Below are 26646 nucleotides of genomic sequence, written 5' to 3'. Positions count from 1 at the left end.
CGGCCCGAGTAAGCGGCTTTCGCCGCGTTTGCATCGGCCGACGAGGTGTCGAAATCCGGTTCGTGCAAATCGACACTGCCCTTTGGATCGTTGTTCCACCATGATGGCGTCGCTGCGCAGCAAGTGGATAGGGACGGCAGGCGATTATGTGCACGTCCGGCGGCTATACTATTTTCGCGGAAATAGCATAACAAGGGCGAGTGCAAAGAGGATGTCATAACCAATTGGAATCTCAAGACTATCTCTTTTCCGTCGCACCCATGATGGATTGGAGCGAGAGTTCAAGTTTTACAATGCGTTAGAAGGCGGCGTGTGCATGACGTGTGCACCGGGAGATCAAGAAAAATCCTGCGCAGGCCAACGTGAGCAGGCGTTCTCAATGGGAGAGCAGATGCGCACTGCCGCCGTCCCCGGGCATGACATGCACACGATTTCAGGAGGAGCGGCGGGTTCCAAAGGGCGGTGCTGGCGGCCAACCCGAGGGCCGATTTTGCTCGTTGCTCCTCGCGAAGAGTGTTGTTACCGGGTGATGCCTACCGGACGCTCGCTAGAGCGCATCGCCTCAATCAACCGCGATCGGCGGCACCGGCAGGGCCGTGATCGACTTGATCTTCTCCATCGCAAAGCGCGAGGTGACGTTCTTGAGCGGGACGGCGTGGATCAGTTTCTTGTAGAACACGTCGTAGCTCTGCATGTCGGGGATCACGACACGCAGCATGTAGTCGACGTCGCCCGCCATCCGGTAGAATTCCATCACCTCGGGCATGGCGCTGACCGCCGCCGCGAAACGCTTCAGCCAAGCATCGGAGTGATCGGAGCTTTCCACCGAGACGAACACGGAGAGGCCGAGGCCGATCTTGTTCGGGTCGACCAGCGCGACGCGCTTCAGGATCACGCCGTCGGCCTCGAGCCGCTGGATGCGCTTCCAGCACGGCGTCGACGACAGGCCGACGCGGTCGCCGATCTCGGCCACCGACAGCGAGGCGTCCTCCTGAAGCACCGTCAGGATCTTGCGGTCGATGGCATCCAGGCGTCGGCCGGTCTCGGCGAGCTGCAACGCAGCGTCGGTCATTGTCTGATTACCTTTGTATCAGTGGAAGCTCGGGGGGCGACGCTTGGGCAGGGTCGTCAGCCGTGGGGCCCGAACAGGAAGATCTCGTAAAGGTCGTCCTGATGGCCGCGCTGGTCATCGTTCGGGCCGCCCGTCTGTGGCCGCAGTGAGTGCCGGAACCATCCGCGTGCCTGTTCGAGCCAGCTGGCGAAGCGTGAATGCAGCGAGATGACGTAGCTCATGTTCACTCCGGACAACGGTGTAGGGCGAGAACGCGACAAGGCTAACACGAGCGGTAATACGTTGAACATCGCCAGCCGCTGGCCACGATCAGTTTGGTTGGATCGTACTGAGACTGTCATCTGTTCGAGCAGGAAATTCCATGGTGCCGCTTCGCAAGGAACGTTTTTCATGCGGTGTGGGGAGTGCGGAGGCGTCGGATTATTCGTTCGCGAGCAGCGCGAGCACGTCGGCGTGCTGCAACTGCCGTGTGGAACCGGCGTTCAGCGGTCTGCGGCAGGAGTCCGACACCATCAGCAGCATGGGCATGCCCATGCTGCCGAACGATGCATACAGCAGGCTTCGGTCGGCGTGCTCATGCAGATGCGCCCGCGTCATGAGGCCAAGCACGAACAGGAACGCGATCAGCAGCATCAGGGGGATGATCAATGCCTCGCGTCCGCCGATGCGATCGGACCCCGCTCGCGCGTCGGTTGCCCGCTCAGCGTCAGAACGAAGGCCGGTCCATTCCAGTGTGAATTCGAACATGCTGTGTGCCGCCGCTGCTTCCCGATCCTTCACTTCATGTAGTCGGGCAAGGTGAAGCCGTCATAGAAATGATCGGCCTTGATCGCCGTCTTGAATGCCGGGGACTTGTAACCGGCGACAATGTCCTGGGCCCATTCGGCATTGGCGTTGGCCTTCTTCACCGCGAGCACGTTGATGTAGGGCGTCGTCATCTTCTCCAGCGCGAAGGCATTGGTCAGCTTCAGCCCGCTGAAGATGGCGAAATTGCCCTGGATGGCGGCGAAGTCGACGTCGTCGAGCGCCCGCGGCGCCTGTGCGGCCTCGAGCGGGACCAGCTTGATCCCGCCGGGATTCTTGATGACATCGAGCTCGGTGACGTCGACCGGCTTGCTGTCGCGGATCTCGACCAAGCCGAGATCGCGCAGCACCCACAGCGCGCGCTGGAGGTTGACGGGATCGTTCGGGACCGCGACGCTGGAGCCCGGCTTGATCGGCGCGCCCAGCGGGTGCTTCTTCGAATAAAGGCCCATCGGCGGCGTCGGGACGTGGACGATGCCGACGAGATCGGTCTTCTGGCGCTCGTTGTAGGACTCGAGAAAGACCGTGTGCTGCATCACATTGGCATCGATCTCGGACTTGAACACCGCGTTGTTGGCTTCAAGGCCGGTCGAGAACTCGACGTAGCGGATCTTGTAGCCCTTCTGTTTCAGTTCGGGCTCGACGCCGATCTTGAACTCATCGATGTACGGCCCCGGTACGAAACCGACCCGCAGTTCGGGCTTCGCGGGTTGCTGGGCCAAAGAGCCTCCGGCGGCGAGCGGAGAGAGAGCCAAAAGGCCGGAGAGGAGAAACAACGCGGTCTTCATGTCTTCTTACGGTTTCCAGTTTGGAGGGAGAGCGGTGTCAGGCGATCGCCTTGACCTCGTTCGAGTAGATGCTGGCGGGACGGGCGAGGCCGTAATGCTCGCGCAGCGTCGTGCCGGTGTAGTCCTCGCGGAACAGGCCCCGCCTGCGCAGGATCGGGACGACCTGCTCGGCAAAGACATCGAAGCCGCCGGGCAACCAGGGCGGCATCACGTTGAAGCCGTCCGCTGCGCCGTTCTCGAACCAGGTCTGGATGTTGTCGGCGATCTTTTCCGGCGTGCCGGCAATGACCCAATGGCCGCGCGCGCCGGCGAGGCGCTGCACCAGCTGACGGATCGTCGGTTTTTCGCGATCGACGATGTCGACCACAAGCTTGAAACGGCTGGCGACGCCGCGTGCGCTCGCGGTGTCGATCAGATGGCGCGGCACGGGACCGTCGAGATCGTAGCCGGTGAGATCGACGCCGATCATCTGGCGCAGCTGCGTCAGAGAATATTCCGGCTGGATCAGCTCATTGAACTCCTCCTGGAGCCGGTCGGCCTCTCCTTGCGTGCTGCCGATGAAGGGGCTGATGCCGGGCAGGATCTTGATCTCGTCGGGGCCGCGGTCGAAGGCGCGGGCCTGCCGCTTGATATCCTCATAGAAGGTCTTGGCGGAGTCCAGCGTCTGGTGCGCGGTGAAAATGGCTTCGGCAAAGCGCGCGGCGAAAGCGCGGCCGTCGTCGGAGGAGCCGGCCTGCACATAGACCGGCCGGCCCTGCGGCGTGCGCGAGATGTTCAACGGGCCGCGAACCCGAAAATGCTTGCCGACATGGTCGAGCGTATGGATCTTGCTGGTCTCGGCGAAGACGCCGGAAGCGGGATCGTTGACGAGCGCGTCATCCTCCCAGCTGTCCCAGAGCCGCGAGATCACGTCGAGATATTCGCGGGCGCGCTCGTAGCGTTCGTGATGCGGGGGGTGCTCGGGCAGGCCAAAATTCTGCGCGGCCTGCGGCGCACTGGTCGTCACGATATTCCAGCCGGCGCGACCCCGGCTCAGGTGGTCGAGCGAGGCGAACAGGCGTGCGAGGTTGTAGGGCTCGGTATAGGTGGTCGACGCCGTCGCGATCAGGCCGATACGCTTCGTCACTGCGGCGATCGCAGCCAGCCAGGTGATCGGCTCGAAGCGAAAGCGCTGGGCGTAGCGGACGTTGTCGGCCAGCGCCGGCCCGTCGGCAAAGAAGATCGCGTCGAACTTGCTCGCCTCGGCGCGCTGCGCCAGCTCCTGATAATAGGTGATGTCGAGAATGCGCTCCGCCGAGGATCCCTTGTAGCGCCACGCGGCTTCGTGATGACCGCCGGGATAGATGAAGAGATTGAGAACAAGCTGCCGCGGGTTGCTCATGGTTCGATGTCCAGATGCGATGGCCGGCGAGGGGCCGGCGGCTACGAGACGGAAGGGGCGGCTTGCGATCCCGGCTTCCGGGCGAAAGCGAAACGCAGATATCGTTCGAGACGGAGCCCCTCCGGCGTGCGCTTCGTCTCGACCAGCGCGGCAAAGGCTGCGTCGATCTCTGCCCGTTCCGCTTGCGAAAAGCCGCCGAAGAAATTGCCGAATGCGCTGGCTTCGGACCAGCCGAGTACCGAATTCACGTCGCCGTGGAGATCGACGAGCGAGCGCAGGTCACTTCGGTAATCGACGAACCCGGTCTCGGCGAACAGCGCCCTGAGCTCCTCGTCGGTGGCTCCGAGCACGCGGTTTGACTCGCCGCTCCTCTCGCTGAACCCGGCCTGCTCAATGGCCCGGCGGAGCAGGGTACGTGACTCGTGAGGTTTGGTCGGGTCCTGCGCATTCAGCCCGATCCGGCCGCCCGGCTTGAGAACCCGCTCGATCTCGCGCAGCGCCTGCCGCTTGTCGGCGATCCAGTGGAAGACGCTGTTGAGGTAGACGGCATCGAATTGCGCAGGTCCAAAGCGCGAAAGGTCTTCGGCACGTCCGACATCGAAGGTCAGCGTTTGCGATGCGCGCAGGCGCGCGATCGCGATCCGGTTCTCCAGCGGATCGATGCCGATCGCGCGGCCGGTCGCACCGACGAGGCCCGCGACGAATTCGGTCAGGCGGCCGGTGCCGGCGCCGATATCGAGCACGTGGTCGCCGGACTTCAAAGCCAGCGGTCCGATGAGGAATTTGCCATGGTGAAACTGGAGGACGCCGGCCTGCTCGTAGGTACGTGCAAGCTCGGGCGTGTCGCGTTCGAGGCTGATGGCGCCGGCGGTCGACATCGTGCTTTCCAAAATCTCCAACGCGCCGTCGAGGCGGCTTGATCGAGACGAACTCTATGTTGTCGGAGTGAGAAAAGTCGATGAAATGGATTTGCGTTGTTCGGTGCGACGCGAGCATGAATTTAGCGGCGGGAGCGCATTAAGGAGATGATGTCGCGAACGGATCGTCTCAACTGATAACCGACGTGGCGAGCGAATGTCCCGTCGCCCTTCCTGGCTCACTCCGCGCCGTCGACGCAAATCTTTCAACGCACGGTGACCCCGCGGTGAGTTCGTTGTTCGGGTCGCTAAACAAAACCCATTCCATTTCATTGACTGAATGTCGCTGGCTTCTACGATTTGATCGCATCTGATGCCGACAAATCCCGGTGCAACATGTTTCAATCCGATATCGACGCCGCCGCGCGTGAGACCTTGCGTCTGATTGGTCCCGACCCGCAGAACTGGGTCCCGGATCGGCACGCGGTCGATCACAACGTCGCAATCGTCGGCGGCGGGCAATCCGGGAGCGCTTTCGCCTTTGCACTGCGCCGTGCCGGCATCGGCAAGGTCACGGTGATCGATACAGCGCACGATGCGGCGTCGTCCGGCCCCTGGCTCAGCAGTGCGCGCATGCACAGGCTGCGGACGCCGAAGAGCCTGCCCGGCCCCGAGCTTGGCCTGCCCGGACTGAGCTTCCAGGCCTGGTATGAAGCTCGGAATGGCGCGGCCGCTTATGAAGCGATCGATCGTATCTCCCGCGTCGATTGGGCGGCCTATCTTGACTGGTACCGGAAGACGCTCGGCATCGAGGTGCGCTACCGGACGAAGCTACTCCGCATCGAGCCGGCGGCCGATCACTTGCGGCTTCATCTCGACGTCGCCGGCGAGGCAAGGACCGAAACCGCTCGCAAGATCATCCTCGCCAGCGGTTTTCCAAGCAACGGGGGTCCGTCCATCCCCGACGTGCTCTCGCGCAATCTGCCAAAGCAGCTTTACGCGCATACATTGGAGGCGATCGATTTCGGGAAGCTGCGCGACAAGTCGGTCGCGGTGCTGGGCAGCGCGGCCTCCGCGTTCGATGTAGCGGCGGTTGCGCTCGAAGCCGGGGCGAGAGAGGTGCACCTGTTCGCACGCCGCGACCGGATTGCTTCGGAGCCCGTGATCAGGACGCGCGGATATCCGGGGGCATACGACAATTATGGGGCGCTCCCGGACGCGGTCCGCTGGCATCAGGCCATCCGCTTCCGTCGCGCGGGGTCGACGCCGCCGCCCGACGCAATCGCGCGCGCGGTCAAATTCCCCAACTTCCACCTCCATCTGGCGGCACCGTGGACGTCAGCCAAGCCGTTCGGGCGGCGGCTGCTTGCAACCACGCCCCAGGGCGACATCGCATTCGATTTCGTCATCGCCGGTACGGGCTATCAGGTCGATCTGGCGAAACGGCCGGAGCTCGCCGCCTTCGCCGACGCGATCCTGCTGTGGCGCGATCGCTATTCTCCGGCTGCGGACGAGCAAGATGAGTTCCTGGGTGCGCATCCGTATCTCGGTGTGGGCCACGAATTCCTCGAGAAGGAGCCCGGTCGCGCGCCCTACTTGCGGAACGTCCACGTGTTCAATCCTGCGGCATTCGTCAGCTTCGGCCTGCCGATTGGCGACGTGCCGAGCTTCAAGCGCGACATTCCGGGCGTCGTCGCGCGGATCAGCAGGGATCTGTTCCTCGACGACCTCCCGGCACACGAGGTTCGGATCAACGGTGCGATCGCCGCCGATTTCGAGCCGTCGCTCTATGCCTCGGCCGTCTGGCGTTCGCCCAACATCGTCGCTGCGGAATAGAGCGGAGCGCAAGTCGCAACTGGAGACGCCGTGACCGTGGATGCGTCTGTTTCTCAACTGCCGCGAACTTTGGAAGCTATTTCCGAAGTCCCTGAGTTAGCATCGTGTGACTGAACAAGAGGCTGCATCGATGCAGCCTCCACGGAAAGGTCCCGCCAGACGGGATTGCCGCCAGAGCAGACGGCAATCTCGCAAGAGGATCGATCGCTACATCACCGTCTTTCACTCCGCCGTCGCAACTGCGATCGGCGAACGGCGGAGCCTTGTCCAAACGGATCGCGGTCTCGGGGAAGATGACATGACTGACGGAATCACCATCGACAACGTCATTCCGCGTTCGGATATCGTCAAGCGATCGGCGCGTATCGGCGCCGAAATCAGGAACATCAAGCTCTCCGGCGATCTTCCGGACCGGACGATTGCGGCGATCAACCAGGTGCTGCTCGAGCACAAGGTCATCTTCTTCCGCGACCAGGATCATCTCGACGATGCCGAGCAGGAGCGTTTCGCCCATCGGCTCGGCAAGCTGGTGCCGCATCCGACGGTCGGCGCCACCAAGGGCACGGCCTCGATCCTCGAGCTCGACTCCGCGCGCGGAGGTGGCCGCGCCGATCAGTGGCACACCGACGTCACATTCGTCGACGCTTATCCGAAGATCTCGGTGTTGCGCGGCGTCGTGATCCCCGAGTTCGGCGGCGACACGATCTGGTCGAACACGGCTACATCTTATCTCGATCTGCCGGCGCCGCTGCGCAAGCTCGCGGATGAGCTCTGGGCGGTGCATAGCAATGCCTATGACTATGCGGTCAAGACGCGCGCGAGCGAAGCCGACCGGAAGCAATTCGACGAGGTCTTCACGGCGACGGTCTACGAGACCGAGCATCCCGTCGTCCGCGTCCATCCCGAAACCGGCGAGCGCACCCTGGTGCTCGGCAATTTCGTCCAGCGCTTCGTCGGACTGTCGAAATACGACAGCCAGAAGCTGTTCGACCTGTTCCAGTCGCACATCACCGCGCCGGAGAACACCGTACGCTGGAGCTGGCGGCAAGGGGACGTGGTGATCTGGGACAACCGTGCGACCCAGCATTACGCCGTCAATGACTACGGCGATCAGCATCGCGTCGTGCGCCGCGCCACCATTGACGGCGAAGTGCCGGTCAGCATCGACGGCCGCCAGAGCGTCACCCGGATCAAGTCGATCAAGCCGCAGGCAAAAGCTGCCTGAAACAAACAGGGGAGTGAATACAATGAAAATCGTCGCTTCTGCCTTGCGCCGGTTGGTGGCCGGCTTGCGTGCACGGGCAAGGGTCCGGCAAATCGGCCTTGCCAGCGTCGCGCTGGCGGGTCTGATCGGCAGCGCCATGGCCGAGCCACAGCTCGAAAAGACCGAGATCCGCTACCAGGGCTGGGCCGGGCAGGTCACCTTCATCGAGCTGGCCGACGATCTCGGCTATCTCGCTCCTCTCAAGCTCAAATGGATCGGCAACACCATCAGCGGTCCGCAGGACATCCAGACCGTCGTCACCGGCGATATCGACATCGGTGGCGCTTTCTACGGCGCGATCATCAAGCTGATCGCCGCCAAGGCGCCGATCAAGGCGGTGGTCGGCTATTACGGCTCCGACGACAACACCTACAGCGGCTACTACGTGAAGGAGGATAGTCCGATCAAGACCGCGCGGGACCTGATCGGCAAGAAGGTCGCGGTCAACACGCTGGGAGCGCACCATGAATTCGTGCTGCGCGAATATTTGGCCCGCAATGGCCTGACGCCAGCGGAAGCGAAACAGGTGACACTGGTCGCGATACCGCCGGTGACGGGGGAGCAGGTGCTGCGCCAGGGACAGGTCGAGCTCAGCACGCTCGGCGGCGTCCTGCGTGACAAGGCACTCGAGCGCGGCGGCATTCGGCGGCTCTTTGCCGATACGGACGTCTTCGGGAACTTCACCGGCGGGGCCTATGTGCTGCGGGACAAGTTCATCAAGGACAATCCGAACACGTCCCGCAAGCTGATCGAGGGCGTATCTCGTGCCATCGACTGGGCTCAGACAACGCCGCCGGAGGAGGTCCGCGCCCGGTTCGAGCGCGTCATCGCCGAGCGCAAGCGCAACGAGGACGCAACTCCCATCAAGTACTGGAAGAGCACGGGCGTCGCGACCAAGGGCGGCGTGATCGGCGATGGCGAGCTCCAGGTGTGGATCGATTGGCTGGTCAGGGATGGCCTGCTGAAGCAGGACCAGCTCAAGCCGTCGGATCTCTACACCAACGAGTTCAACTATTTCCGCCCGGGCAAGACTGCGGAGGCCAAATGACGACGGCCAAGATCCGCTTCGAGCATGTGCGCAAGGAATTCCTGGTCCGCGGCAAGGATGGCGGGCCGGCGCAACGCTTCACGGCCCTGGAGGACATCACGCTGGATGTTCGGGCCGGAGAGTTCATTGCGCTGGTCGGGCCGAGCGGCTGCGGCAAGTCGACCCTGCTCGACCTGCTCGGCGGCCTGACGACACCGAGCAGCGGTCGTATCCTGCTCGATGGCAGGCTCGTCGAGGGCCCGGCGCGCGACCGCGGCATCGTGTTCCAGCAATACGCGCTGTTTCCCTGGCGGACGGCCGCGCAGAATATCGAGTTCGGGCTCGACATTGCCGGCCTGAAAGCAAGGGAGCGGCGGGAGAGGGCGCTACACTATCTCGACCTCGTGGGTCTGTCCGGCTTTGCCGACCGCTATCCGCACGAGCTCTCCGGCGGCATGAAGCAGCGTGTCGCGATCGCTCGCAGCCTTGCCTACGATCCGGAGGTGCTGCTGATGGACGAGCCGTTCGCGGCGCTCGATGCGCAGACGCGGGAGATACTGCAAGGCGAGCTTTTGCGGATCTGGCGCAGCACGGGAAAGACCATCCTGTTCATCACCCACGGCATCGATGAGGCCGTGGTCCTTGGTCAGCGCGTGGCGGTGATGACCTCGCGCCCCGGCCGCATCAAGCAAATCATCGAAATTCCCGATGAGCTGCACAGCGAAACCGAGGATGTGCGATCGCTTCCGGCGTTTGGGCAGGTGCGGCACGAGGTGTGGTCCTTGCTGCGCGACGAGGTCTTGAAGGCGCAGGGCTCCCAGGTGGCGACATCGGGCGGCGAGCGCATCGCCAAGGCGGAGGAGTTGGCCCATGTCTAATCTGGAAATCCTGACGCTGCTGGAGCTCGCCGAGGGGAGCCCGAAAGACCGGGCCAGGCATCGCGACGGCGTGCTCGCCGAGGCGGCTGGCGGGCTCGCGCGATGGCTCGGCACGATCGGGCAGCGATCGCTGCTGCTGTTGTTGTTTCTGACCCTCTGGGAGACCGCGCCGCGGATCGGCTTGGTCGACGTGACCTTCCTGCCGCCGTTCTCCGAGGTGGTTGCCGCGGGCTGGCAGCTCGCGCAGACCGGGGAGCTCTATGACAACGTCGGCGCCAGCCTGCTTCGAGCCTTGAGTGGTTTCCTGATCGCCATTGCCCTGTTCGTGCCGTTGGGCATCTTGACGGGATGGTACGCCCGGCTTGGCGATCTCCTGAATCAGATCATCGAGATCGCGCGCAACACCGCGCCGCTGGCGCTGCTACCAGTCTTCATCCTGCTGCTTGGGATCGGCGAGCTGTCGAAGGTCACCATGGTGGTCTACAGCTGCGCCTGGCCGCTTCTGCTCAATACGATCGCGGCGGTTCGCCAGGTCGATCCGCTCTTGATCAAGTCCGCACGAACGATGGGGGCGACACCGAGCCAGCTGTTCCGAAAAGTGATCCTGCCGGCGTCGCTGCCGACGATTTTCGTCGGCATAAGGCTCGCAAGCGCCTCCGCGATGCTGGTGCTGGTGGCGTCCGAGATGGTCGGCGCGAAATCCGGGCTCGGCTATCTCATCATCAACAGCCAGTACAGCTTCCTGATCCCGCAGATGTATTTCGGCATCCTCGGCATCACCGTGATCGGCCTCACGTTCAACGCGATCCTGGAGGCGCTGGAGCGCCGCCTGATGCGCTGGAAGGCGCCGGCCGTTTAGCCAGGCTTGTTGCGGGCGGTGGCCTGCGTCACGATGCTGTTCGGCGGCACGTCCTGGGTCACCCAGACGTTGCCGCCGATGGTCGAGCCCCGGCCGATCGTGATGCGCCCGAGGATGGTGGCGCCGGCATAGATGACGACGTCATCGTCAACGATCGGATGTCGGGCGTCGCCCTTGATCAGATTGCCGTCGTCGTCGGTCGGGAAATGGCGCGCGCCGAGGGTCACGGCCTGGTAGATGCGGACATTGTCGCCGATGATGGCGGTCTCGCCGATGACGACGCCAGTGCCGTGGTCGATGAAGAAGCCGGACCCGATGCTCGCGCCAGGGTGAATGTCGATGCCGGTCCTTGTGTGGGCGATCTCCGCCACCAGCCGCGCAATCAGCCGCGCGCCAAGCTGATGAAGGATGTGGGCCAGCCGGTGATGGATGATCGCGGTCATGCCGGGATAGCCGATCAGGATCTCCGGAAAATTCCTGGCGGCGGGGTCCCCGACGAAGGCGGCGCGGAGATCGCTGATGATCAGCCCGCGCACGTCGGGAAGCTCTGACGCAAACTTGCGCGTCAGCTCGATCGCATCCTCGCGCTGGAAGCCGGCCGTGAGCTCGTCGCCGATGAAGATGGCGGCGCGGTGGACCTGGTCGCACAGGCCATCGAGCGCGATGCTGAGACGGTTGCCGACGAAATAGTCGATGTTCTCGCCGTCGAGGTCGAATTGGCCGTAATGGCGCGGGAATAGCGCTTCGGTCAGGCCGTCGAGGATCGCCTGAAGGGCCTCGCGCGAGGGCGCGCGGCGGGCCTCGCCATCCCGGCGGATGCTATGGGTCTCCTCGCGGGAGACGCGGAGCGCGGCGACGAGCTGCTCGAGCTGCCAGCGCTTCTGTGTCGGGCTATCGAGTCCCTTGTCGTCTGAGGGCTCGCCGGCCAAGTCGTGCTTCATGCCGCCTTACCTGACATGTGCCAGGGGAATGCTGATCTCGGCCAGCAGATCGAGGTCGAAATCATGCTTGATCTCGATGTACTGGCCGTTCCAGTACACCAGCCCGGAGAGCTGGGGCGACAGCTCGAAGCTCAAAAGACTTCCGACGATGATTCCGTGCGAGTAGCGTTCGATGATCTCCTCGACCCGGCATTCGACGGTCGCGAGCGACTTTCCGAGCAGGGGCACGCCCGAGGTCCCGGCGGACCAGGGAATGCCCTCGAAGCGCTGTGGTCCCTTGAGGCGACCGTTGCTGAACCGGTCTGCCAGATCCTGCTGATCGGAGCCGAGAATGTTCACGCCGAACGTGCCGAAGCGCTCGATCAGTGCGAATGACGAGGCCTGGCGGTTGACGCTGACCAGCACACGCGGCGGGCTCGCGCTGAGTGAGGTCAGCGACGTGACCGTCATTCCCGTGATGTCGTCGTCGCGCCCCGCCGTGATGATGCTGACTCCCCCGGCGAGGCGGCGCATCACGCCGCGGAATTGCCGTTCGATCTCGTTGCTGTCAGTGACGAGATGGATGTCGGGCCTTCCCATGTCCTGACCTCCTTGTGTGGGCCGTCGAATGAAGGCTCTTCCAGCCTAGAAGAAGCCCTTCCCCGGCAGCGGCGTGCCGCTGATTTCGTACTGGCCGATCGAGCGCGCCTTGTAGGTCGTCGGGTTGTGCGAGGACAGCGTCCGCGCATTGCGCCAGTGCCGGTCGAAATTGGTGACCTTCTTGGTCGCGGACGCGCCGCCGACGTCGAACAGCAGGCTGCCGCCGCGGATGGCGAAATCGTCCGCGATGATCTTGGCTTTGGCCGAAAGCAGGGCGGCGGTGTGGGCGGCTTCCGCTGCGTTCGCTGCGCCGGCGTCGAAGGCATCGGTCGCGACGTCGAGCGCCTCGGCGGCCGCCAGCACGACTGTTTCGGCCGCAAATGCCCCACTGGCGATCTGGCCGACCGTCTGCTGAAGCAGGGGATCGTCGGTCGGAACTTCGGCGGGCGCGTAATAGAAAGTGCGCTTGCGCGAATGGACGAGCGCGGTGGCGTCACGCAGGGTCGCGCGCGCGATACCGGCAACGATTGCGGTCAGGAACAATTGGGCGAACGTGTTGGAGTAAGGCACGCCATAGCCCGTGTCGGGGGTGTCGAACACAATCTCCTGGCGCTTGACTTTGACGTTTCGGAAATGCGTCGTGCCGGTGGCGGTGAGCTTTTGTCCGAGCCCGTCCCAGTCGTCGACCAGCTCGATGCCGTCGCGCTTGACCGGAACGATGGTTGCGCCACTGGTGCCATCGGGATCGGCGGCGCGGACGAGGACATAATCCGAGTACAGCGTGCCGGTGCTGTAGTATTTGGTGCCGTTCAACAGGTAGTCGCCCTGCCCGTCGGGTGTGAAGGTCGTACCCGGCGTGACATTGCCGACGCGGGGGCTTTCGAGCTCGGTGGTGGCCAGCCCAATGATGGCGCCTCCGGCGACGGCCTTCTGCCAATCGCGGCTCTGCTCGTCCCTGGGCGTACGCACCAGCCGCTCCACCACGCTGAAATGGTTGCGCAGGATATGCGCGACATTGGCGTCGGCCTCGCCGAGGCGGATGACGAAAGCGAAGAGATCGTGGATCGTGCTGCCGGCGCCGCCGGCGCTCGCCGGCAACCGCAGCGCACCGAGGCGGGCGCGGCGGATGAGATCGATGACCTCGAAGGGCAGCACGCGGTCGCGTTCTCGCGCGCTCGCGCCCTCGGCGATCTGGTTGAGCAACGCCTCCAGTTCCGGCGAGGCGGTCTTCAGCGGCTCCGATGTGCCGAGAGATGGAGCGGATACGGTCTTGTTCATGATGGGCCTGCTGGTCACGTTCTCAGAGCTGGGCGAGATGGTCGGTCACCTTGACCGGCTCGGGCAGAACCTTGCGGGCGACGAGCCAGTCGGCGGCCTTTTGCAGCTCGCCGATGAAACGCTCGTCATTGACGGCGAAGTAGCGGTACCGGCGCTTGAGCGCGATGAACTGGTCACGGACCTCGTCGCTGTACTTGCCCGCCTTCTGGGCGATGTACTCCGCCTCCTTCCCGTTCTCCGAGATCCACTTGCCTTCGGCGCGGAACGCATCGTTCACGGCGCGGACGAGGGCAGGGTTGTCGGTCGCGAATTTGCGGGTGGTCAGGTACGAGGTGTAGTCGATCTGAAAGTCGAGATCACGTCCCTCCAGGAAGATGTCGTGCGCCTTGTATTCGAGCCGCGCGATATCGACACCGGGGCTCCACATCGACCAGGCGTCGACCTTGCCGGAGGCGAGGGCCGGCGCGGCGTCGGGGGGATTGAGATAGACGAACTTGACCTTGGACCGGTCGACCTTGTGCTTCTCGAGCGCGGCCACCAGCAGGAATTCGCCGAGGCCGGAGCGGTTGACCGCGACCGACTTGCCGACGAGATCCTCGACCTTGTCGATGCCGGAGCCGTCCTTGGCGATGATCGCCGTGGTGCGGGGCTCGTAGACCACGAACTGGGTGAACACCAGCGGCGAGCCCGCGATGATCGCGGCCAGCGCCGGCGTCGTGCTGCCGCCAAAGCTGAAATCGGCGCTGCCGCCGGTGACCGCCTGCAATGTCGGCGCATGGTTCGGGAAGGGCCCGAGCCATTCGACTTTGATGCCGTCCTTGGCCAGCACCTTCTCGAACTCGCCGCGCTCCTTGGCGATCAGATTGAGGCCGCCCAGGCCCCAGGTCAGGCGCACGGTGTCGGTCGTGCGGCCGGTTGCGGCCTCGGCAAAATCGCCGATGTTCAAGCCGGCGAGGGCGCCCACGCCGAAGGCGGCGCTGCCGAGAAAGCCGCGGCGGGACGGCTTGGTGATTGGAGAGTTGGACATCATGGCCTTCCGCTAAATTCTAAATCAGTGGGTGGAATGCGAATTCACGCCCAGCTCGCCAAGGAGCTCGCTACGCGAGATGGGGGCAGAGGCGCCGCGGACGACACGGTGCTCGAAGGCAATCGCGCCGTGCCGCATCACCAGGATGCGGTCGGCAAGCGCAATCGCCTCATCGACGTCGTGGGTGACGAGCAGAACGCCCGGCTGATGATTGGTGACGAGTTCGCGAACGAGCTCATGCATGCGGATGCGGGTGAGCGCGTCCAATGCTGCAAACGGCTCGTCGAGCAGCAGAAGCTCGGGCTGCTGGACCAGCGCGCGGGCCAGCGCGACGCGCTGGGCCTGCCCGCCGGAGAGATTGCGCGGCCAGTCGTCGAGACGGTCGCCGAGGCCGACCTCTGTCAGCGCTTCGGCGGCGCGTTCGCGTGCGTCCGGCACCTGCAAACCAAGCGAGACGTTGCGCCAGAGGCTGTCCCAGGGCAGCAGCCGGTGCTCCTGGAATACCACCGCCGGCCGGCGCGGCGCGACGATGCGCCCGCCCTGGATTGAATCCAGGCCTGCGAGCGCCCGCAGCAATGTGGTCTTGCCGCAACCGCTCTCGCCTAGCAGCGCAACGAACTCGCCCCGCTCGATGCGCAGGTTCAGCTTTTCGATGACCACGCGGCTGCCATAGCTGCGCACGAGATTGCTGACGACGACCGCGGGTCCGGTTTCGAATGAAGCGGTCGATAGCCTAGCGACATGCGCATTCATCGTGCTGCCCCGTAATTCGGATGCCAGGCGAGAAGGCGTCGTTCGAGGAAACGTGCAATTCCGTCGGCTGCGACGCCGATCAGTGCATAGATCACGATCGTCAGCACGATCACGTCGGTGCGCAGGAACTCGCGTGCGTCCATGGCGAGAAAGCCGATGCCCGACTGCGCGCCGATGGTTTCAGCGACGACCAGCGCAAGCCATGCCGTCGCCAGCGCATAGCGGACCCCGGTCAGGATCGACGGCAATGCGCCGGGAAGGATGATCCTGCGGATCAGCTGAAGCGAGCTCAGGCCCTGGACGCGGCCGAGCTCGAGCAGTTTCGGGTCGACCTGGCGAATACCGAGGACCGTGTTGATGTAGATCGGGAAGGTGACGCCGAGGGCCACAAGGAAGATCTTTTGCGTCTCGCCGACGCCGAGCCAGACGATGACCAGGGGCAACGCTGCGAGGAACGGGATGGCCCTGATCATCTGCACGCTGCGGTCGATCGCAGCTTCGGCGACGCGCGAGAAGCCGACGAGAATGCCAAGGGCGCCACCGACGGCTGCCCCGATCGCGAATCCCGCCGCCGCCCGCAGCAAGCTCACGCCGAGATCGTTGAGCAGCGTGCCCGTCGCTGCAAGCTTGAAGGCAGTCCGGATCACCTTGCTCGGCGCGGGCAGGACATGCGGTGACAGCCATCCCGCCTGCGCCAGCCATTCCCAGATGACGACCAGCACCACCGGCGCGAGCCACGACAGCAGCTGAAGCCCGCGAGCGCCAAGCTTGCTCTTCGTAGCGGTCGGAGCGAACGCGTTGTCGCCGCTTTGCGACGACGGCGCGCTGTCCGCACCGATCACGGTGCGGTCGATGCCGCTCAGTTCCATATTGCTCAAGACGCGAGACCTCGTTTCACGCGCTGCATTTGATGCAGGAGGCGCGACGGCAATCACCTGCCGTCTCCGCAAAATGTCCCACGAAATCGGGTCGACAGAAATAGAGCGGTATTTCAATTGTCGCCTGCTCCGGAGTGATCCGCAGTCGTCGCAGCGCGGATCCGCGACAAAGAAAATCTTTTGATACCGGTCTGCTTGAACTTGCGCCGGCCATTGGCGAGAACGCTCGAAGTCGAGAGAGTTACGGGAGAGAATGATGACGGCTGCACCTCTTCGCTTCGGCATCTGGGCCCTGGTGCACGGGCCGCGCGCCGCGCATCAGGACCCGGAAGAGCCCTACGATGCCTCCTGGGAGCGCAATCGGGATCTCATCTTGGCGGCCGAGGAGCTCGGGTATGATTCGACGCTGATCGCGCAGCACACGATCAATCCGCATCAGGAGGACCTCGATCAGCTCGAAGCCTGGAGCGCCGCCGCTGCGATCGCGGCGCTGACCAAGCGCATCGAGATCATCGCGGCGATCAAGCCGTATCTCTATCAACCCGTCGTGCTCGCCAAGCTGGCGCTCGGGATCGAGAACATCAGCCGTGGCCGGTTTGCCATCAATCTGGTCAATGCCTGGAATCGTCCGGAGCTGGAGAAGGCGGGAATCGGCTTTCCCGAGCACGATGCGCGCTATGCTTACGGAAAGGAATGGATCTCCGTCGTATCCCGCCTGATGGAGGGCGAGCGCCTCAACTTCAGCGGCCATCACTTCAACGTCACGGACTATGCGCTGCGGCCGACCAGCCTCTACCGCAAGCGTCCGGCCATCTATGTCGGCGGAGAGTCCGAGCCGGCGCGCGATCTGGTCGCTGGCCATGGCGACGTCTGGTTCATCAACGGCCAGCCGCTCGACGATGTCGCTGGCTTGATCGCCGATGTCGCGGCGCGGCCGCGCGGTTCAGCGCCGCCATTGCGCTTCGGTCTGTCCGCCTTTGTCGTGGCGCGCGAAACCCGGCAGCAGGCACAGGTCGCCTATGAGCGGCTGCTCGGCCTCGCTGCAAAGGATGCGCCGATGAAAGCCATTCAGAAGCAGAATACCGACCCTAAGGTCGTGATGATGCAGACGATGCAGAAGACGCCGCGGGTCGGCAGCAATGGCGGAACGGCCGCCGGGCTGGTTGGGAGCTACGATGAGGTCGCGGCACGCATCGAGGCGTTCCATGCCGCCGGTATCGAGCTCTTCATGCTGCAGTTCCAGCCGTTCGAAGCAGAGATGCGGCGTTTTGCAGAGGAGATCATCCCTCGTGTCCGGGCCAGACAATCGGCCAGGCCTGCTGCGAAGCTGGCCCATCCCGTAGGATAGGCGGTCGCGACGATCAGGCCGAGGCGACTGCCGGCGGTTGCTTCGCATAGCGGCTCGCTGGCCGTGGCAGTCCGAAATGGTCGCGCAACGTCGTGCCCGTGTATTCGGTCCGGAACAGTCCGCGCTTCTGCAGGATCGGCACGACGGTGTCGACGAAGGTTTCGAGCCCGGTCGGCAGAACATCCGGCATCAGGTTGAAGCCGTCCGCGGCGCCGGCCTTGAACCAGGCCTCGATATCGTCCGCGATCTGCTCCGGCGTGCCGACGATGATGCGATGGCCAACGCCGCCTCCGAGCGCGCGGATTAGTTGGCGGACGGTGAGGTTGCCGCGGCGGGCGATGTTCACGGTGCCTTGGAACATGGTGTGGTTGGCGTTAGCCGGAAGCGGCAAAGGATCGGGAAGCGGTTTGTCGAGTTCGAGGAGGGCAGGGTCGATCTGAAGCGTACCGGCGAGACGCGGCAGGCTGTATTCGATCGGGACCAGCTCCCAGAGCTCGTCCTGCCGACGTTTTGCTTCGGCTTCCGTGCTGCCGATGACGGTCGCAAGTCCCGGTAGAATGACGATGGAATCGCCGGAGCGTCCGTAAGCTGCAGCGCGCGTGCGCAGATCGCGCGCATAGGCGACGCCTTCATCGATCGACTGAGCCAGCGTGAATACGGCCTCCGCATAGGCCGCGGCGAAGTCGCGGCCGTCATTTGAGCCGCCCGCCTGCACCGTCACCGGTCGTCCCTGCGGCGAGCGTGGCACGTTCAGGGGGCCGGCGACTGAATAATGCGGGCCGCGGTGGGCGATGGGATGTACTTTCGACATATCGACGAACCTGGCGCTCGCCTTGTCGCCGACGAAGGCGTCGTCCTCCCAACTGTCGAACAGCGCGTGGACGACCTCCGTGAATTCCTTGGCCCGCTCGTAGCGGGCTTTGTGCTCCACCGCACCCGAGAGGCCGAAATTGCGGCTCGACGCGGCATCTGCGGTCGTGACCGCATTCCATCCCGAGCGGCCGCCACTCGCGTGATCGAGGGACACGAAGCGGCGCGCAATATTGTAGGGCTCGTTATAGCTCGTCGACACCGTCCCGATCAGGCCGACATGCGTTGTCGCGGCCGCGACCGTCGCCAGAATGATGGTCGGCTCCAGCGACGTGAACGACCGGTAGTCGATGCGATCGTTCACGGCCGGCGAATCCGCCAGAAAGATCGCGTCGAGCTTGCCGCGTTCGGCAATCTGCGCCACCCGCACATAATGAGCGAGATCGAAGAATGCGCGTGGATCCCTGTCCGGGAGGCGCCAGGCCGACGGATAGACGCCGGAGTGAAGCAGGTTGACGTTCAGGTGCAGTTGACGTTGCGGCATGGGAATTCCGAAAGTCGGCGGCCTAAGCCTCAAGCAGTCAGGATCAGGATCCCTTCGGCGTCCAGATCTTGATGGTCGTGGTGTCGAGCTTCACCGGGATCAGACCCTCGGCGTGGAACGCATCGGCAATGCGCTGCTGCTCCGACAGACCTGGTCCGGTGACCGTGCCCACCTGATAGGAGCGGTGGCTGTTGGCCTCCTCGACGGTCGCCGCGTCGATACCCCAGAGCCCGGCAAGCAACGTCGCCGCGTCCTTCGGCTGGGCCTTTACCCATTTTCCGGTCGCGGCAAGCCTGGTGAAGATCACATTCAGCACTTCGGCGTGCTTATCCGCATAGGCGGCCGAAGCGAGGTAATAGCGCTTGTAGCTTGCAAGACCGTTGCTGCCGTCGGACAGGATGCTGCCCTTGGTCTGGTGCAGGGCGCTGGTCAGGAACGGATCCCAGGCGACCCAGGCATCGACATTGTTGCTGATGAAGGCCGCGCGGCCGTCGGCCGGCGTGAGATACGCGGGCGTGATGTCCTTGAAGCTGAGCCCCGCTTTCGCCAGTGCCGCGAGCAGGAGATAGTGGCTGCCGGCGCCCTTGGTCACCGCGATCTTCTTGCCCTTGAGGTCAGCGATGGTCTTGATGGCTGACGACTGCGGCAAGACGATCGCTTGCGCCGCCGGCGAGGCGGCCTCCTCGGCGACATAAGCGAGCTTGGCGCCGGCGGCCTGCGCAAAGATCGGCACCGTATCGGCGACGTCGGCGCCGAAATCGATGCTGCCGATGTTGATGGCTTCCAGCAGCGGCAAGCCGCTGGTGAATTCGTGCCAGGAGACGGTGATGCCGAGCGGCGCCAGCGCCTTCTCCAACTCGCCGTTCGTCTTCAGGATCGCGGTCAGCGTCGATGACTTTTGATAACCGATGCGGATTTCCTCGGAGACCGCGGGCTGAACCGACGCGATGGCGAACAGGCCGAGCGTGGCCGCGGTGAGGGCGCGCAGGCGGGACTTGAGATGATGCATTTCGGGGATCCTGTTCACGAAGCTGCCGTGCCGTCTCGACCGCGGTTGGGGAGATTGGACGTCTGCAATGTGCCGATGAACGGGGACGCCTGGCAATTCCGGAATATGGCGCAGAACGGAACGAACATTCTTCCGCGCGCCGCAAATGGAGAATGGCGCTGTCTTCACATCCGGATCGTGGGCGTGGCGCGTTGCGATCCCGCCGCTCAATAGCAATTAATGTTTGGCCGCAGTGGCGCGGATCGCAGCTGCCAGCGTCCTCAACGAATGTTTGGTTGGCTGGTCTCCGGGGCTCGCGTGCAGCACCACGTCCCGCGACGGGAGCGGCGGCAAGCCCAATTGGGCGCCGACATCGATCGTGTCGGCAGGAGCAACGCGACGCCCGAGCGCCGCAACGGCAAGACCGGCGGAGATTGCCGCGCCGATGGTGGCGACACCGCCGCCGACGACACTTCTGTCCAGGCGATGCCGGCCTTGTTGAGTGCGTCGACAGCCATGCTGCGCACGCTGCAGGGATCGGCCTGTGTGGCGATGCGCAGAGGTTCTCCATCATGATGCTCGAAATCCGCCGACGCCATCCATCCGAAAGTCTCTTTCAGGATGACCTCGCCGCCCCGCCGGCGATTGTCGTGGCGCAGCACGATTGCAGCGTCGATCGCACCGCGGTCGAACTCATCCAGCACCTGGCGCGAGGTCGATACGCGGATCTCGAGCACAAGGCCCGGTTCTGCACTCTTCATTCGGCGTAGCAGGACCGGCAGCTCCGCGCCGACGATGTGATGGCTGATGCCGACGACGAGACGACGCCGCTCCAGGCCGAAGCTGCCGAGTGCGCCATGGTGCGCGGCCAGCAGTGTGCGCGCGGGCGCAAGGAACGCGTCGCCGTCTGCGGACAGGCGCACCAGGCGCGGCGTGCGATCCAATAGCCCTCGCCCGAGTTCATCCTCGAGCCGCTTGATCTTCAGGCTGATCGCCGACTGCGTCGTGTCCATCGCTTCGGCGGCGCGGGTAAAGCTCTTGAGATCGGCCGTCAGCACGAAGGCCTGCACCGCTTCGATGTCCAGCGTCTTCATCCCAATCATTCCAAACATCAATCACTGAAACATCATTTCATATCGTTTTTAAATGATCAGCCGGCGGCTATCCTTTCTCTCGGGCTGAAGTTCAACGAAGAGACATGCCAGATGACCATCGCTCACTACATCCATCGCCTTCCCGCCGATTGCGACATCGGACTCATCCGCAGCCGCGCCAGGGAACGCGGCGCGCTGTGGAACAACGTTCCCGAATTGCACTTCAAGGGCTTCCTGCTCCGCGAGCGTGGCCGCTTCGGCGCGATCGCGAGCAGCTATTCGTCGCTCTATCTCTGGCGAACCGACGAGGCCTTCCGCAATTTCCTGGTGAGCGGCCGTTACAAGGTCGTCACCGACAGCTTTGGCCGGGCGAACATTCAGACGCGCTTCTCGCTCGATGCGCGTCGCGTCGGGTCAGCGACGCCCGCTTCATCTATAAGCAGGAGCTGAGCATCCCGCTCGATGCCGATCTGACCGCCGCCTTCGCTGCCGAGATTGCGCGCAATCGCGAGGTGGCGGCGCAGCCGGGAGCTGTGGCCGCGATCATCGGCGTCGACCCGCAGAGCTGGACGTTCACGCGTATCCTGCTCTCCGAGCAAGAGCCGGCCGGGGAGGGCGATGCCGTCGCCTATGAGGTTCTGCACCTGGCAAGGCCGCTGCTGGACTCGCTGCCGTCGGCGAGCACGCGATGAGCTATCGGTTCGAACCCGGACGCATCTACCGGATGCCGACCCATTTCGGACCGGCGCCAGGGCCCCGGCAACTGCCTGCCGGCGTTGTCGGGAATCCGGCGGCGAGTCCTCGTCGGCTCTCGGTTGCTGTTAGCTTTCTGACCGATGCTGCGATGTTGCAGCGTCATTTGCCGGAGGGCTTTTCGCTGGCCGGCGATCCCGTCGTCACCGTGGAATTTCACTACATGACGGAGATCGATTGGCTTGCCGGCCGAGGCTACACCACGATCCATGTCAGCTGGCCCGCGCGCTTCGATGGCGCGCGGAATCATGCCGCGGGGCGATTCCTTGCCGTGGTCTGGGAGAGCCTCGCCGATCCGATCATCACGGGACGGGACGAGATCGGGCATCCCAAGCTCTATGCCGAGGTCGATCCGCCCCGGCACAGCGAGGGTGTCCGGGTCTGCACCGCTGGCTGGATGGGCTTTCGTTTCCTCGAACTCTCCGTGGCCGATCTGCGGCCTGCGCCCGCCGCGCAGCTGGCAACGTCCGATGGAACGCTGATGCTGAAATATGTCCCGCGCACGGGAGCCTGGGGTGAGCACGAGCTCTGCCAGGTGACGTTGACGCCGGCTGAAGACCCCGACAAATCGCGGCAGTTCGGGCGAGGGGCCGTGCGTTTCCACCGTGCCGCATGGAGTGACCTGCCGACCATGTATCACGTCGTGAATGCACTGGCCGAGCTGCCTGTCATCGCGCCGCGCGGCGGGCGGGTGCAGCATTCGCGAGGCGGCAAGCCATACCTCGACCAGAAGGTGCTGCTGTAGGGGGCTCCGTCGCATCCAATCAAGATGATGGGCGAGGAAAGCACTTCGCCGCCTCGCCGGTCTGCGCAGGGCGTTTTCGTGCGAAGCTTCCGCCAAAGATGACAAAACTCGCCAGCGCCATGATCCAGACCGAAAGCCCACCGTAGAGCAGCACCAGCCTGAAGCCCTGGATCAGCGCATCTTTCACGGCGACTTCCGCTGCCGACAGCAAGCCGAGCTCGGGAAAATCCGAGACGGAAGCAGCGCCACCTGCGATCCGCTGCGCGAGATCCTGCAGTCGAACGGGATCGATCCCACCGGGCATCGCGCTGCGCAGCCAGGAGGAAATGCCGGCGGTCAGGATGAAACCCATCAAGGCGATATTGATGGCCAGGGAAATCATGCGGGCGCTCATATCGATGCCCGATGCCATTCCGGCTCGCGCGCTCGAGACCGCGCCGGTCGTGACGTTCGTCACCGGCGTGTTGGTGAGGGCAAGGCCCGCGCCCGCGATCAGACATCCGGGCGCCAGCGTCAGCCAGGTGACATGTTCTACGCCACTGCCGATCCACATCAGCATGAAGCCGAGGCCGATGACGAACAGGCCGAAGGGGACGGCGATGCCGCCGCCGAATCTCAGCAATATCCGCTCGCCGAACGGCGGAATCACGAGTGTTGGCAGCGTGTAGGTGAGCAGCGCGAGGCCGGCCGCGACATTGTCGTAGCCAAGGGCGCTGCGGAAGAAGATCGGCAGGTAGATCATGAAGGGCCAGAAGCTGAAATTCATGCCGGCCGATCCCAGCAGGGCGCCCGAGAAGGCGCGTATCCGGAACACTGAGAAATCGAACATCGGGCGGGTGCTACGCAATTCCGCCAACACGAAGCCGGCAAAGCTAAGAACGGCGGCCGCGACGATCACAAGGCCGGTCAGACCAGCGAAGCCGAACGCGGGGCCTTCCGTGATGTAGAAGGCGACGCAGAACACCGACGTCGAGAGTGTCGCGATGCCGGCGATGTCGAGATGCTTTGCGTCGGGATCGCGGGATTCCCGTACGCCCGTCACGGCAAGCGCCATCGTCACGATCGCGATCAATGCATGGATCAGGAATACCCATTGCCAGCCGGAAACCGCGACAATTGCCGCTCCGATGATCGGTCCGAAACCAAGGCCGATGCCGAAGATGATCCCCCAAGCGGTGAAGGCGCGTGCGCGCTCAGGGCCCTCCCGGAACTGATGGGAGAGAACCGCGACCTGACAGATCAGCATCGCGCCGCCGCTCATGCCCTGAAGGAAGCGGCTGACGATGAGCACCAGGGCGTCTTGCGCCAGGCCACAGATCAGGGAAGCGAGGCCGAAGACGGCGATGCTGACGACGAACACGCGCTTTCGACCATAGCGATCGGCCAGCGTGCCCGTGGCCATCAGCACGGTCGTGACCGCGATGGTGTAGGCGTTCATGATCCATTGCAACTGCTGGAAGTTTGCGTGCAGTACCGTCTCCAGCGTCGGCAGGATCGTCGGCACGCTGGAAATCTCCAGGCCGAACATGAGGGACGCGAGGCACGCCGCGGCCAGGGCGATCGTGTTTCGTCGTGATGGTGAGACCGTCAAGGCTATGACCTCCAAAGGTGACGCTGATTGCCGGACGCACGACGTCGCTCGCTCCGGGAAGAGACTGGTTTCCCGTGCGCCGGGTCCGCGTCAGGCCGGGCGAACATAGGAAGCCCTTGACCACAACAAAATCCGATCAATATAGATTTCAGAGACAACAAAGCGGGATGATGGAATGCTTTCGCTTGATGTTGATGCCGTCAGGGCTTTTGTGATGGTGGCCGATCTGCACAGCTTCACGCGGGCCGCCAAGGCATTGGGAACCACGCAAGGCGCGATCAGCGTCAAGCTCAAACGGCTCGAGGATCGGATCGGGCATCGGTTGCTCGAGCGGACGCCGCGATCGGTGCGGCTCTCGGCGCAGGGCGCGGCCTTCCTGCAAGGCGCCCGGGAGTTCGTTGTGGCGCACGAACGCGCGATCTCCGGGCTCAATGCGCCTCCACGCCATTTCGGCCTGGGCATTGCTGCGCATGTCGCGGGGCCGGAAGTCCCGGCCTTGCTGTCACGGCTTCATGCGCACGACCCGAACTTGACCATCGAGGTCCAACTCGACAATTCGCGCAATCTCCTTGATCTGTTCGATCAGGGACGGCTGGATGCAGCCATCGTCCAGCGCGAGGACGATCGTCGTGATGGAGAGACGCTGGCGCATGAGCGCTTCGGCTGGTTCGCGGCGCAAGGGTTCGAGCACAGGCCGGGCGAACCATTGCGTCTCGCCGCGCTGGCTCCGACCTGCGGTGTGCGCAACATCGCCACGCAGGCGTTGGATGCGGCCCGCATCAAATGGACGGAGGTGTTTTTGGGCGGCGGCTCCTCGGCGGTCCACGCGGCCGTCGTCGCGGGGCTTGCGATTGCGCCGCTGTCCTATCGGATCGCGCCGGCCGGCACCATCGACGTCGGCGCGAAACTCGGACTTCCCAAGCTGCCGTCGTCCGAGGTCGTGCTTCATTCGTCCCTGACCGACCGCCGGTCTCGCGCCGCGCTAGGAGCATTGGCGACCGCATTCCGCGAGCATCGCACACCGCTGTGAGCTTCGCCCCGCTATTCAGCCGCGTCGGATTGGAGTGCGCCCGTTGAAGGCGAGCGCCGGAAACCCGCGCCGGGATGCGTGGTGTGCAGCCGCGGGCCGCGCCCAGGGAAAAGCTTTTCGCGCAGCGTGCCGTCGCGATAGGCGGTCTTGTAGACGCCGCGCGATTGCAGCTCCGGCACAACGAGATCGACGAAGGCGTTCAGCGATTCCGGCGCGACCAGGCGGAACAGGTTGAAACCGTCGACATCGGTCTCATCTGCCCAGGCGATCAGCTCGTCGGCGACGTCCTGCGGCGAGCCGACCACGAACGGCGACCGGGCGCCGGCGCGGCTGAGTCTCGCGAGGTCGCCGACCTTGACCGGCCGGTCGCTCCGCACCGTGAAGTTTTCGACCATCGACTGGATGGCGTTGCTCTCGACATATTCGATCGGCTGGTCGGGCCGGTAGGTCGAGAAGTCGATGCCGGTCCAGCCTGACAGCAGGGCGAGCTGGCCGGTCTGGTCGACATGCCGAGCGTAGTCCTCGAGCAGGTCGTTCGCCTCGGCCCGCGTCGGCGCCACGATCACGGTCGCGCCGGCGAACAGGCGGATGTCGTAGGGATCGCGGCCGTAGGTCCTGGCCGCTTCGCGTATCTCGCGGACGGCGCGTGCAAGAATCGGCCTGGTCTGGCCGTTGAGAAAGATCGCTTCCGCGTGCCGGGCGGCGAAGGTGCGGCCACGCGTCGAGGTGCCGGCCTGGTACAAGAGCGGGGTTCGCTGCGGCGAAGGCTCGGCGAGATGGATGCCGTCGACCTTGAAGTAGGGACCTTCATGCAGAACCCGGTGGAGCTTTGCGGGGTCCGTGAAGATGCGGCTGCCGCGGTCGCGGCGAACCGCGTCGTCCTCCCAGCTTCCCTCCCATAGCTTGTAGGCCGCGGTGAGAAAGTCCTCGGCCGCGTCATAGCGGTCGTCGTGGGCGCGGCCAGCCGGAAGGCCCATGCCGCGCGCGCCGCTATCGAGATATCCGGTGACGATATTCCAGCCGATCCTGCCTTTCGTAAGGTGATCGAGCGTCGAGAACGTGCGTGCGAGTTGATAGGGGTGCTCGAAGGTCAGGTTGGATGTGATGCCAAAGCCGAGATGGCTGGTGACGAGCGCCATGGCCGACACGAGAAGTGTCGGGTCGGCGTTGGGCAGTTGCACAGCATGCAGGGCGGCGGCATCGGCATTGCCGCCATAGACGTCGTACACGCCGAACACGTCGGCCAGGAAGATGCCGTCGAGCAGTCCTCGCTCTGCGGTCTTGGCGTAGTCGACCCAATAATCAAGCGTGTTGTAGTCGACGGACGCATCGCGCGGATGAGACCATAGCCCGGCCCAATTGTGGCTTGGTGCCGTCATGTTGAAGGCGTTGAAGCGCAACTCGCGCGGTCTCGTCATGATCTGGCTCGATCGTCTATCTGCGAAGCGCATTCGCTGCGCACGACCGTTATTAACATTTCGTGCGAGCGAGTTTGTTTCCAATTCGGCAAGGGCGTGGAAA

At 64.1% G+C, this 26646-nt stretch carries 24 protein-coding genes and 2 pseudogenes; 9 read left to right on the top strand and 17 right to left on the bottom strand.

Translation table 11 applies throughout. The annotated features are described in order from the left end of the window. Window positions 1-562: 562 nt before the first annotated feature. The 6 genes from GGD63_RS15560 to GGD63_RS15535 form a co-directional block, all read right to left on the bottom strand. The gene (locus tag GGD63_RS15560; RefSeq protein ID WP_183243412.1) at window positions 563-1072 is read right to left on the bottom strand and encodes an Lrp/AsnC family transcriptional regulator; all 510 of its coding nucleotides are present in this window, start codon (window positions 1070-1072) and stop codon (window positions 563-565) included. 56 nt (window positions 1073-1128) lie between these two features. Next, a complete protein-coding gene (locus tag GGD63_RS15555) occupies window positions 1129-1293 on the bottom strand; it encodes a hypothetical protein (protein ID WP_183243410.1) in 165 nt (54 codons plus the stop codon). Between the two features lie 199 nt (window positions 1294-1492). Beyond that, a complete protein-coding gene (locus GGD63_RS15550) occupies window positions 1493-1819 on the bottom strand; it encodes a hypothetical protein (RefSeq protein WP_183243408.1) in 327 nt (108 codons plus the stop codon). 29 nt (window positions 1820-1848) lie between these two features. Next, window positions 1849-2664, bottom strand: a complete 816-nt coding sequence (locus tag GGD63_RS15545; protein ID WP_183243406.1) for a MetQ/NlpA family ABC transporter substrate-binding protein — start codon at window positions 2662-2664, stop codon at window positions 1849-1851. A 37-nt stretch (window positions 2665-2701) separates the two neighbouring features. Next, window positions 2702-4045: an LLM class flavin-dependent oxidoreductase gene (locus GGD63_RS15540; protein ID WP_183243404.1), complete on the bottom strand. Its 1344-nt coding sequence runs from the start codon at window positions 4043-4045 to the stop codon at window positions 2702-2704. Between the two features lie 41 nt (window positions 4046-4086). After that, entirely contained in the window at window positions 4087-4923 is an 837-nt protein-coding gene (locus tag GGD63_RS15535; RefSeq protein WP_183243402.1) for a class I SAM-dependent methyltransferase, read from the bottom strand. 375 nt (window positions 4924-5298) lie between these two features. On the opposite strand from GGD63_RS15535, the gene GGD63_RS15530 reads away from it, so the two are divergent. The 5 genes from GGD63_RS15530 to GGD63_RS15510 all read left to right on the top strand — a co-directional run bounded on the left by GGD63_RS15530 (window position 5299) and on the right by GGD63_RS15510 (window position 10766). Further along, complete coding sequence (locus tag GGD63_RS15530; protein WP_183243400.1) at window positions 5299-6738, top strand: FAD-dependent oxidoreductase; 1440 nt, start codon at window positions 5299-5301, stop codon at window positions 6736-6738. 298 nt (window positions 6739-7036) lie between these two features. Further along, window positions 7037-7963 carry a TauD/TfdA family dioxygenase gene (locus GGD63_RS15525; protein ID WP_183243398.1) on the top strand — a complete coding sequence of 309 codons (927 nt, stop codon included), beginning with the start codon at window positions 7037-7039 and terminating at the stop codon, window positions 7961-7963. Between the two features lie 22 nt (window positions 7964-7985). Then, a complete protein-coding gene (locus GGD63_RS15520; protein WP_183243396.1) occupies window positions 7986-9050 on the top strand; it encodes an ABC transporter substrate-binding protein in 1065 nt (354 codons plus the stop codon). Continuing rightward, entirely contained in the window at window positions 9047-9907 is an 861-nt protein-coding gene (locus GGD63_RS15515; protein WP_183243394.1) for an ABC transporter ATP-binding protein, read from the top strand. The genes GGD63_RS15520 and GGD63_RS15515 overlap by 4 nt, the downstream gene beginning before the upstream one ends. Beyond that, window positions 9900-10766: an ABC transporter permease gene (locus GGD63_RS15510; RefSeq protein ID WP_183243392.1), complete on the top strand. Its 867-nt coding sequence runs from the start codon at window positions 9900-9902 to the stop codon at window positions 10764-10766. The genes GGD63_RS15515 and GGD63_RS15510 overlap by 8 nt, the downstream gene beginning before the upstream one ends. Here the strand turns inward: GGD63_RS15510 and epsC are convergent. The 6 genes from epsC to GGD63_RS15480 are packed head-to-tail and all read right to left on the bottom strand — an operon-like array spanning window position 10763 to window position 16213. After that, window positions 10763-11707, bottom strand: coding sequence for a serine O-acetyltransferase EpsC (gene epsC, locus GGD63_RS15505; RefSeq protein WP_183243390.1), 945 nt, complete (start codon window positions 11705-11707; stop codon window positions 10763-10765). The two genes, GGD63_RS15510 and epsC, sit on opposite strands and share 4 nt — an antisense overlap. 6 nt (window positions 11708-11713) lie before the next feature. Continuing rightward, window positions 11714-12286 (bottom strand): flavin reductase family protein, encoded by a 573-nt coding sequence (locus GGD63_RS15500; protein WP_183243388.1) that lies wholly within the window; start codon window positions 12284-12286, stop codon window positions 11714-11716. A 45-nt stretch (window positions 12287-12331) separates the two neighbouring features. Further along, window positions 12332-13564, bottom strand: coding sequence for an acyl-CoA dehydrogenase (locus GGD63_RS15495; protein WP_183243386.1), 1233 nt, complete (start codon window positions 13562-13564; stop codon window positions 12332-12334). A gap of 22 nt (window positions 13565-13586) precedes the next feature. Beyond that, window positions 13587-14591, bottom strand: a complete 1005-nt coding sequence (locus GGD63_RS15490) for an NrtA/SsuA/CpmA family ABC transporter substrate-binding protein (protein ID WP_183243384.1) — start codon at window positions 14589-14591, stop codon at window positions 13587-13589. A 24-nt stretch (window positions 14592-14615) separates the two neighbouring features. Continuing rightward, window positions 14616-15344 carry an ABC transporter ATP-binding protein gene (locus tag GGD63_RS15485; protein ID WP_183243382.1) on the bottom strand — a complete coding sequence of 243 codons (729 nt, stop codon included), beginning with the start codon at window positions 15342-15344 and terminating at the stop codon, window positions 14616-14618. After that, on the bottom strand, window positions 15341-16213 hold the full coding sequence (locus GGD63_RS15480) for an ABC transporter permease subunit (RefSeq protein WP_183243726.1): 873 nt from the start codon (window positions 16211-16213) through the stop codon (window positions 15341-15343). The genes GGD63_RS15485 and GGD63_RS15480 overlap by 4 nt, the downstream gene beginning before the upstream one ends. Window positions 16214-16478: 265 nt before the next feature. On the opposite strand from GGD63_RS15480, the gene GGD63_RS15475 reads away from it, so the two are divergent. Next, a complete protein-coding gene (locus tag GGD63_RS15475; protein ID WP_183243380.1) occupies window positions 16479-17570 on the top strand; it encodes an LLM class flavin-dependent oxidoreductase in 1092 nt (363 codons plus the stop codon). Window positions 17571-17583: 13 nt separating this feature from the next. Here the strand turns inward: GGD63_RS15475 and GGD63_RS15470 are convergent, their stop codons facing one another. The 3 genes and pseudogenes from GGD63_RS15470 to GGD63_RS15460 all read right to left on the bottom strand — a co-directional run bounded on the left by GGD63_RS15470 (window position 17584) and on the right by GGD63_RS15460 (window position 21006). After that, window positions 17584-18924: an LLM class flavin-dependent oxidoreductase gene (locus GGD63_RS15470; RefSeq protein WP_183243378.1), complete on the bottom strand. Its 1341-nt coding sequence runs from the start codon at window positions 18922-18924 to the stop codon at window positions 17584-17586. Window positions 18925-18967: 43 nt separating this feature from the next. Then, on the bottom strand, window positions 18968-19933 hold the full coding sequence (locus GGD63_RS15465; RefSeq protein ID WP_183243376.1) for an aliphatic sulfonate ABC transporter substrate-binding protein: 966 nt from the start codon (window positions 19931-19933) through the stop codon (window positions 18968-18970). 216 nt (window positions 19934-20149) lie between these two features. Further along, window positions 20150-21006 (bottom strand): annotated as a pseudogene (locus GGD63_RS15460) (LysR family transcriptional regulator). 111 nt (window positions 21007-21117) lie between these two features. On the opposite strand from GGD63_RS15460, the pseudogene GGD63_RS40965 reads away from it, so the two are divergent. Together GGD63_RS40965 and GGD63_RS15450 are read left to right on the top strand one after the other, a co-directional pair. After that, window positions 21118-21698: pseudogene (locus tag GGD63_RS40965) on the top strand (DUF4865 family protein). After that, window positions 21695-22504 carry an acetoacetate decarboxylase family protein gene (locus GGD63_RS15450; protein WP_183243374.1) on the top strand — a complete coding sequence of 270 codons (810 nt, stop codon included), beginning with the start codon at window positions 21695-21697 and terminating at the stop codon, window positions 22502-22504. Before GGD63_RS40965 ends, GGD63_RS15450 begins: the two are co-directional and overlap by 4 nt. Before the next feature lie 19 nt (window positions 22505-22523). Here the strand turns inward: GGD63_RS15450 and GGD63_RS15445 are convergent, their stop codons facing one another. Continuing rightward, complete coding sequence (locus GGD63_RS15445; protein ID WP_409334067.1) at window positions 22524-24095, bottom strand: MFS transporter; 1572 nt, start codon at window positions 24093-24095, stop codon at window positions 22524-22526. Between the two features lie 175 nt (window positions 24096-24270). On the opposite strand from GGD63_RS15445, the gene GGD63_RS15440 reads away from it, so the two are divergent. After that, entirely contained in the window at window positions 24271-25125 is an 855-nt protein-coding gene (locus GGD63_RS15440) for a LysR family transcriptional regulator (RefSeq protein WP_183243372.1), read from the top strand. Window positions 25126-25136: 11 nt separating this feature from the next. On the opposite strand, the gene GGD63_RS15435 is transcribed toward GGD63_RS15440, so the two are convergent. Continuing rightward, window positions 25137-26543: an LLM class flavin-dependent oxidoreductase gene (locus GGD63_RS15435; protein ID WP_183243370.1), complete on the bottom strand. Its 1407-nt coding sequence runs from the start codon at window positions 26541-26543 to the stop codon at window positions 25137-25139. Window positions 26544-26646: the final 103 nt, after the last annotated feature.

Source organism: Bradyrhizobium sp. cir1, from assembly GCF_014198245.1.
Lineage (GTDB): Bacteria > Pseudomonadota > Alphaproteobacteria > Rhizobiales > Xanthobacteraceae > Bradyrhizobium.
The sequence above is the reverse complement of the archived record's forward strand: the minus strand, read 5'-3'. Positions and strand labels throughout refer to the sequence as shown.

Excerpts from the sequence above, each read along its gene's own strand:
- GGD63_RS15560 (WP_183243412.1), bottom strand. The coding sequence starts at position 1,072 with ATGACCGACGCTGCGTTGCAGCTCGCCGAGACCGGCCGACGCCTGGAT.
- GGD63_RS15555 (WP_183243410.1), bottom strand. The coding sequence starts at position 1,293 with ATGAGCTACGTCATCTCGCTGCATTCACGCTTCGCCAGCTGGCTCGAA.
- GGD63_RS15550 (WP_183243408.1), bottom strand. The coding sequence starts at position 1,819 with ATGTTCGAATTCACACTGGAATGGACCGGCCTTCGTTCTGACGCTGAG.
- GGD63_RS15545 (WP_183243406.1), bottom strand. The coding sequence starts at position 2,664 with ATGAAGACCGCGTTGTTTCTCCTCTCCGGCCTTTTGGCTCTCTCTCCG.
- GGD63_RS15540 (WP_183243404.1), bottom strand. The coding sequence starts at position 4,045 with ATGAGCAACCCGCGGCAGCTTGTTCTCAATCTCTTCATCTATCCCGGC.
- GGD63_RS15535 (WP_183243402.1), bottom strand. The coding sequence starts at position 4,923 with ATGTCGACCGCCGGCGCCATCAGCCTCGAACGCGACACGCCCGAGCTT.
- GGD63_RS15530 (WP_183243400.1), top strand. The coding sequence starts at position 5,299 with ATGTTTCAATCCGATATCGACGCCGCCGCGCGTGAGACCTTGCGTCTG.
- GGD63_RS15525 (WP_183243398.1), top strand. The coding sequence starts at position 7,037 with ATGACTGACGGAATCACCATCGACAACGTCATTCCGCGTTCGGATATC.
- GGD63_RS15520 (WP_183243396.1), top strand. The coding sequence starts at position 7,986 with ATGAAAATCGTCGCTTCTGCCTTGCGCCGGTTGGTGGCCGGCTTGCGT.
- GGD63_RS15515 (WP_183243394.1), top strand. The coding sequence starts at position 9,047 with ATGACGACGGCCAAGATCCGCTTCGAGCATGTGCGCAAGGAATTCCTG.
- GGD63_RS15510 (WP_183243392.1), top strand. The coding sequence starts at position 9,900 with ATGTCTAATCTGGAAATCCTGACGCTGCTGGAGCTCGCCGAGGGGAGC.
- epsC (WP_183243390.1), bottom strand. The coding sequence starts at position 11,707 with ATGAAGCACGACTTGGCCGGCGAGCCCTCAGACGACAAGGGACTCGAT.
- GGD63_RS15500 (WP_183243388.1), bottom strand. The coding sequence starts at position 12,286 with ATGGGAAGGCCCGACATCCATCTCGTCACTGACAGCAACGAGATCGAA.
- GGD63_RS15495 (WP_183243386.1), bottom strand. The coding sequence starts at position 13,564 with ATGAACAAGACCGTATCCGCTCCATCTCTCGGCACATCGGAGCCGCTG.
- GGD63_RS15490 (WP_183243384.1), bottom strand. The coding sequence starts at position 14,591 with ATGTCCAACTCTCCAATCACCAAGCCGTCCCGCCGCGGCTTTCTCGGC.
- GGD63_RS15485 (WP_183243382.1), bottom strand. The coding sequence starts at position 15,344 with ATGAATGCGCATGTCGCTAGGCTATCGACCGCTTCATTCGAAACCGGA.
- GGD63_RS15480 (WP_183243726.1), bottom strand. The coding sequence starts at position 16,213 with ATGGAACTGAGCGGCATCGACCGCACCGTGATCGGTGCGGACAGCGCG.
- GGD63_RS15475 (WP_183243380.1), top strand. The coding sequence starts at position 16,479 with ATGACGGCTGCACCTCTTCGCTTCGGCATCTGGGCCCTGGTGCACGGG.
- GGD63_RS15470 (WP_183243378.1), bottom strand. The coding sequence starts at position 18,924 with ATGCCGCAACGTCAACTGCACCTGAACGTCAACCTGCTTCACTCCGGC.
- GGD63_RS15465 (WP_183243376.1), bottom strand. The coding sequence starts at position 19,933 with ATGCATCATCTCAAGTCCCGCCTGCGCGCCCTCACCGCGGCCACGCTC.
- GGD63_RS15450 (WP_183243374.1), top strand. The coding sequence starts at position 21,695 with ATGAGCTATCGGTTCGAACCCGGACGCATCTACCGGATGCCGACCCAT.
- GGD63_RS15440 (WP_183243372.1), top strand. The coding sequence starts at position 24,271 with ATGCTTTCGCTTGATGTTGATGCCGTCAGGGCTTTTGTGATGGTGGCC.
- GGD63_RS15435 (WP_183243370.1), bottom strand. The coding sequence starts at position 26,543 with ATGACGAGACCGCGCGAGTTGCGCTTCAACGCCTTCAACATGACGGCA.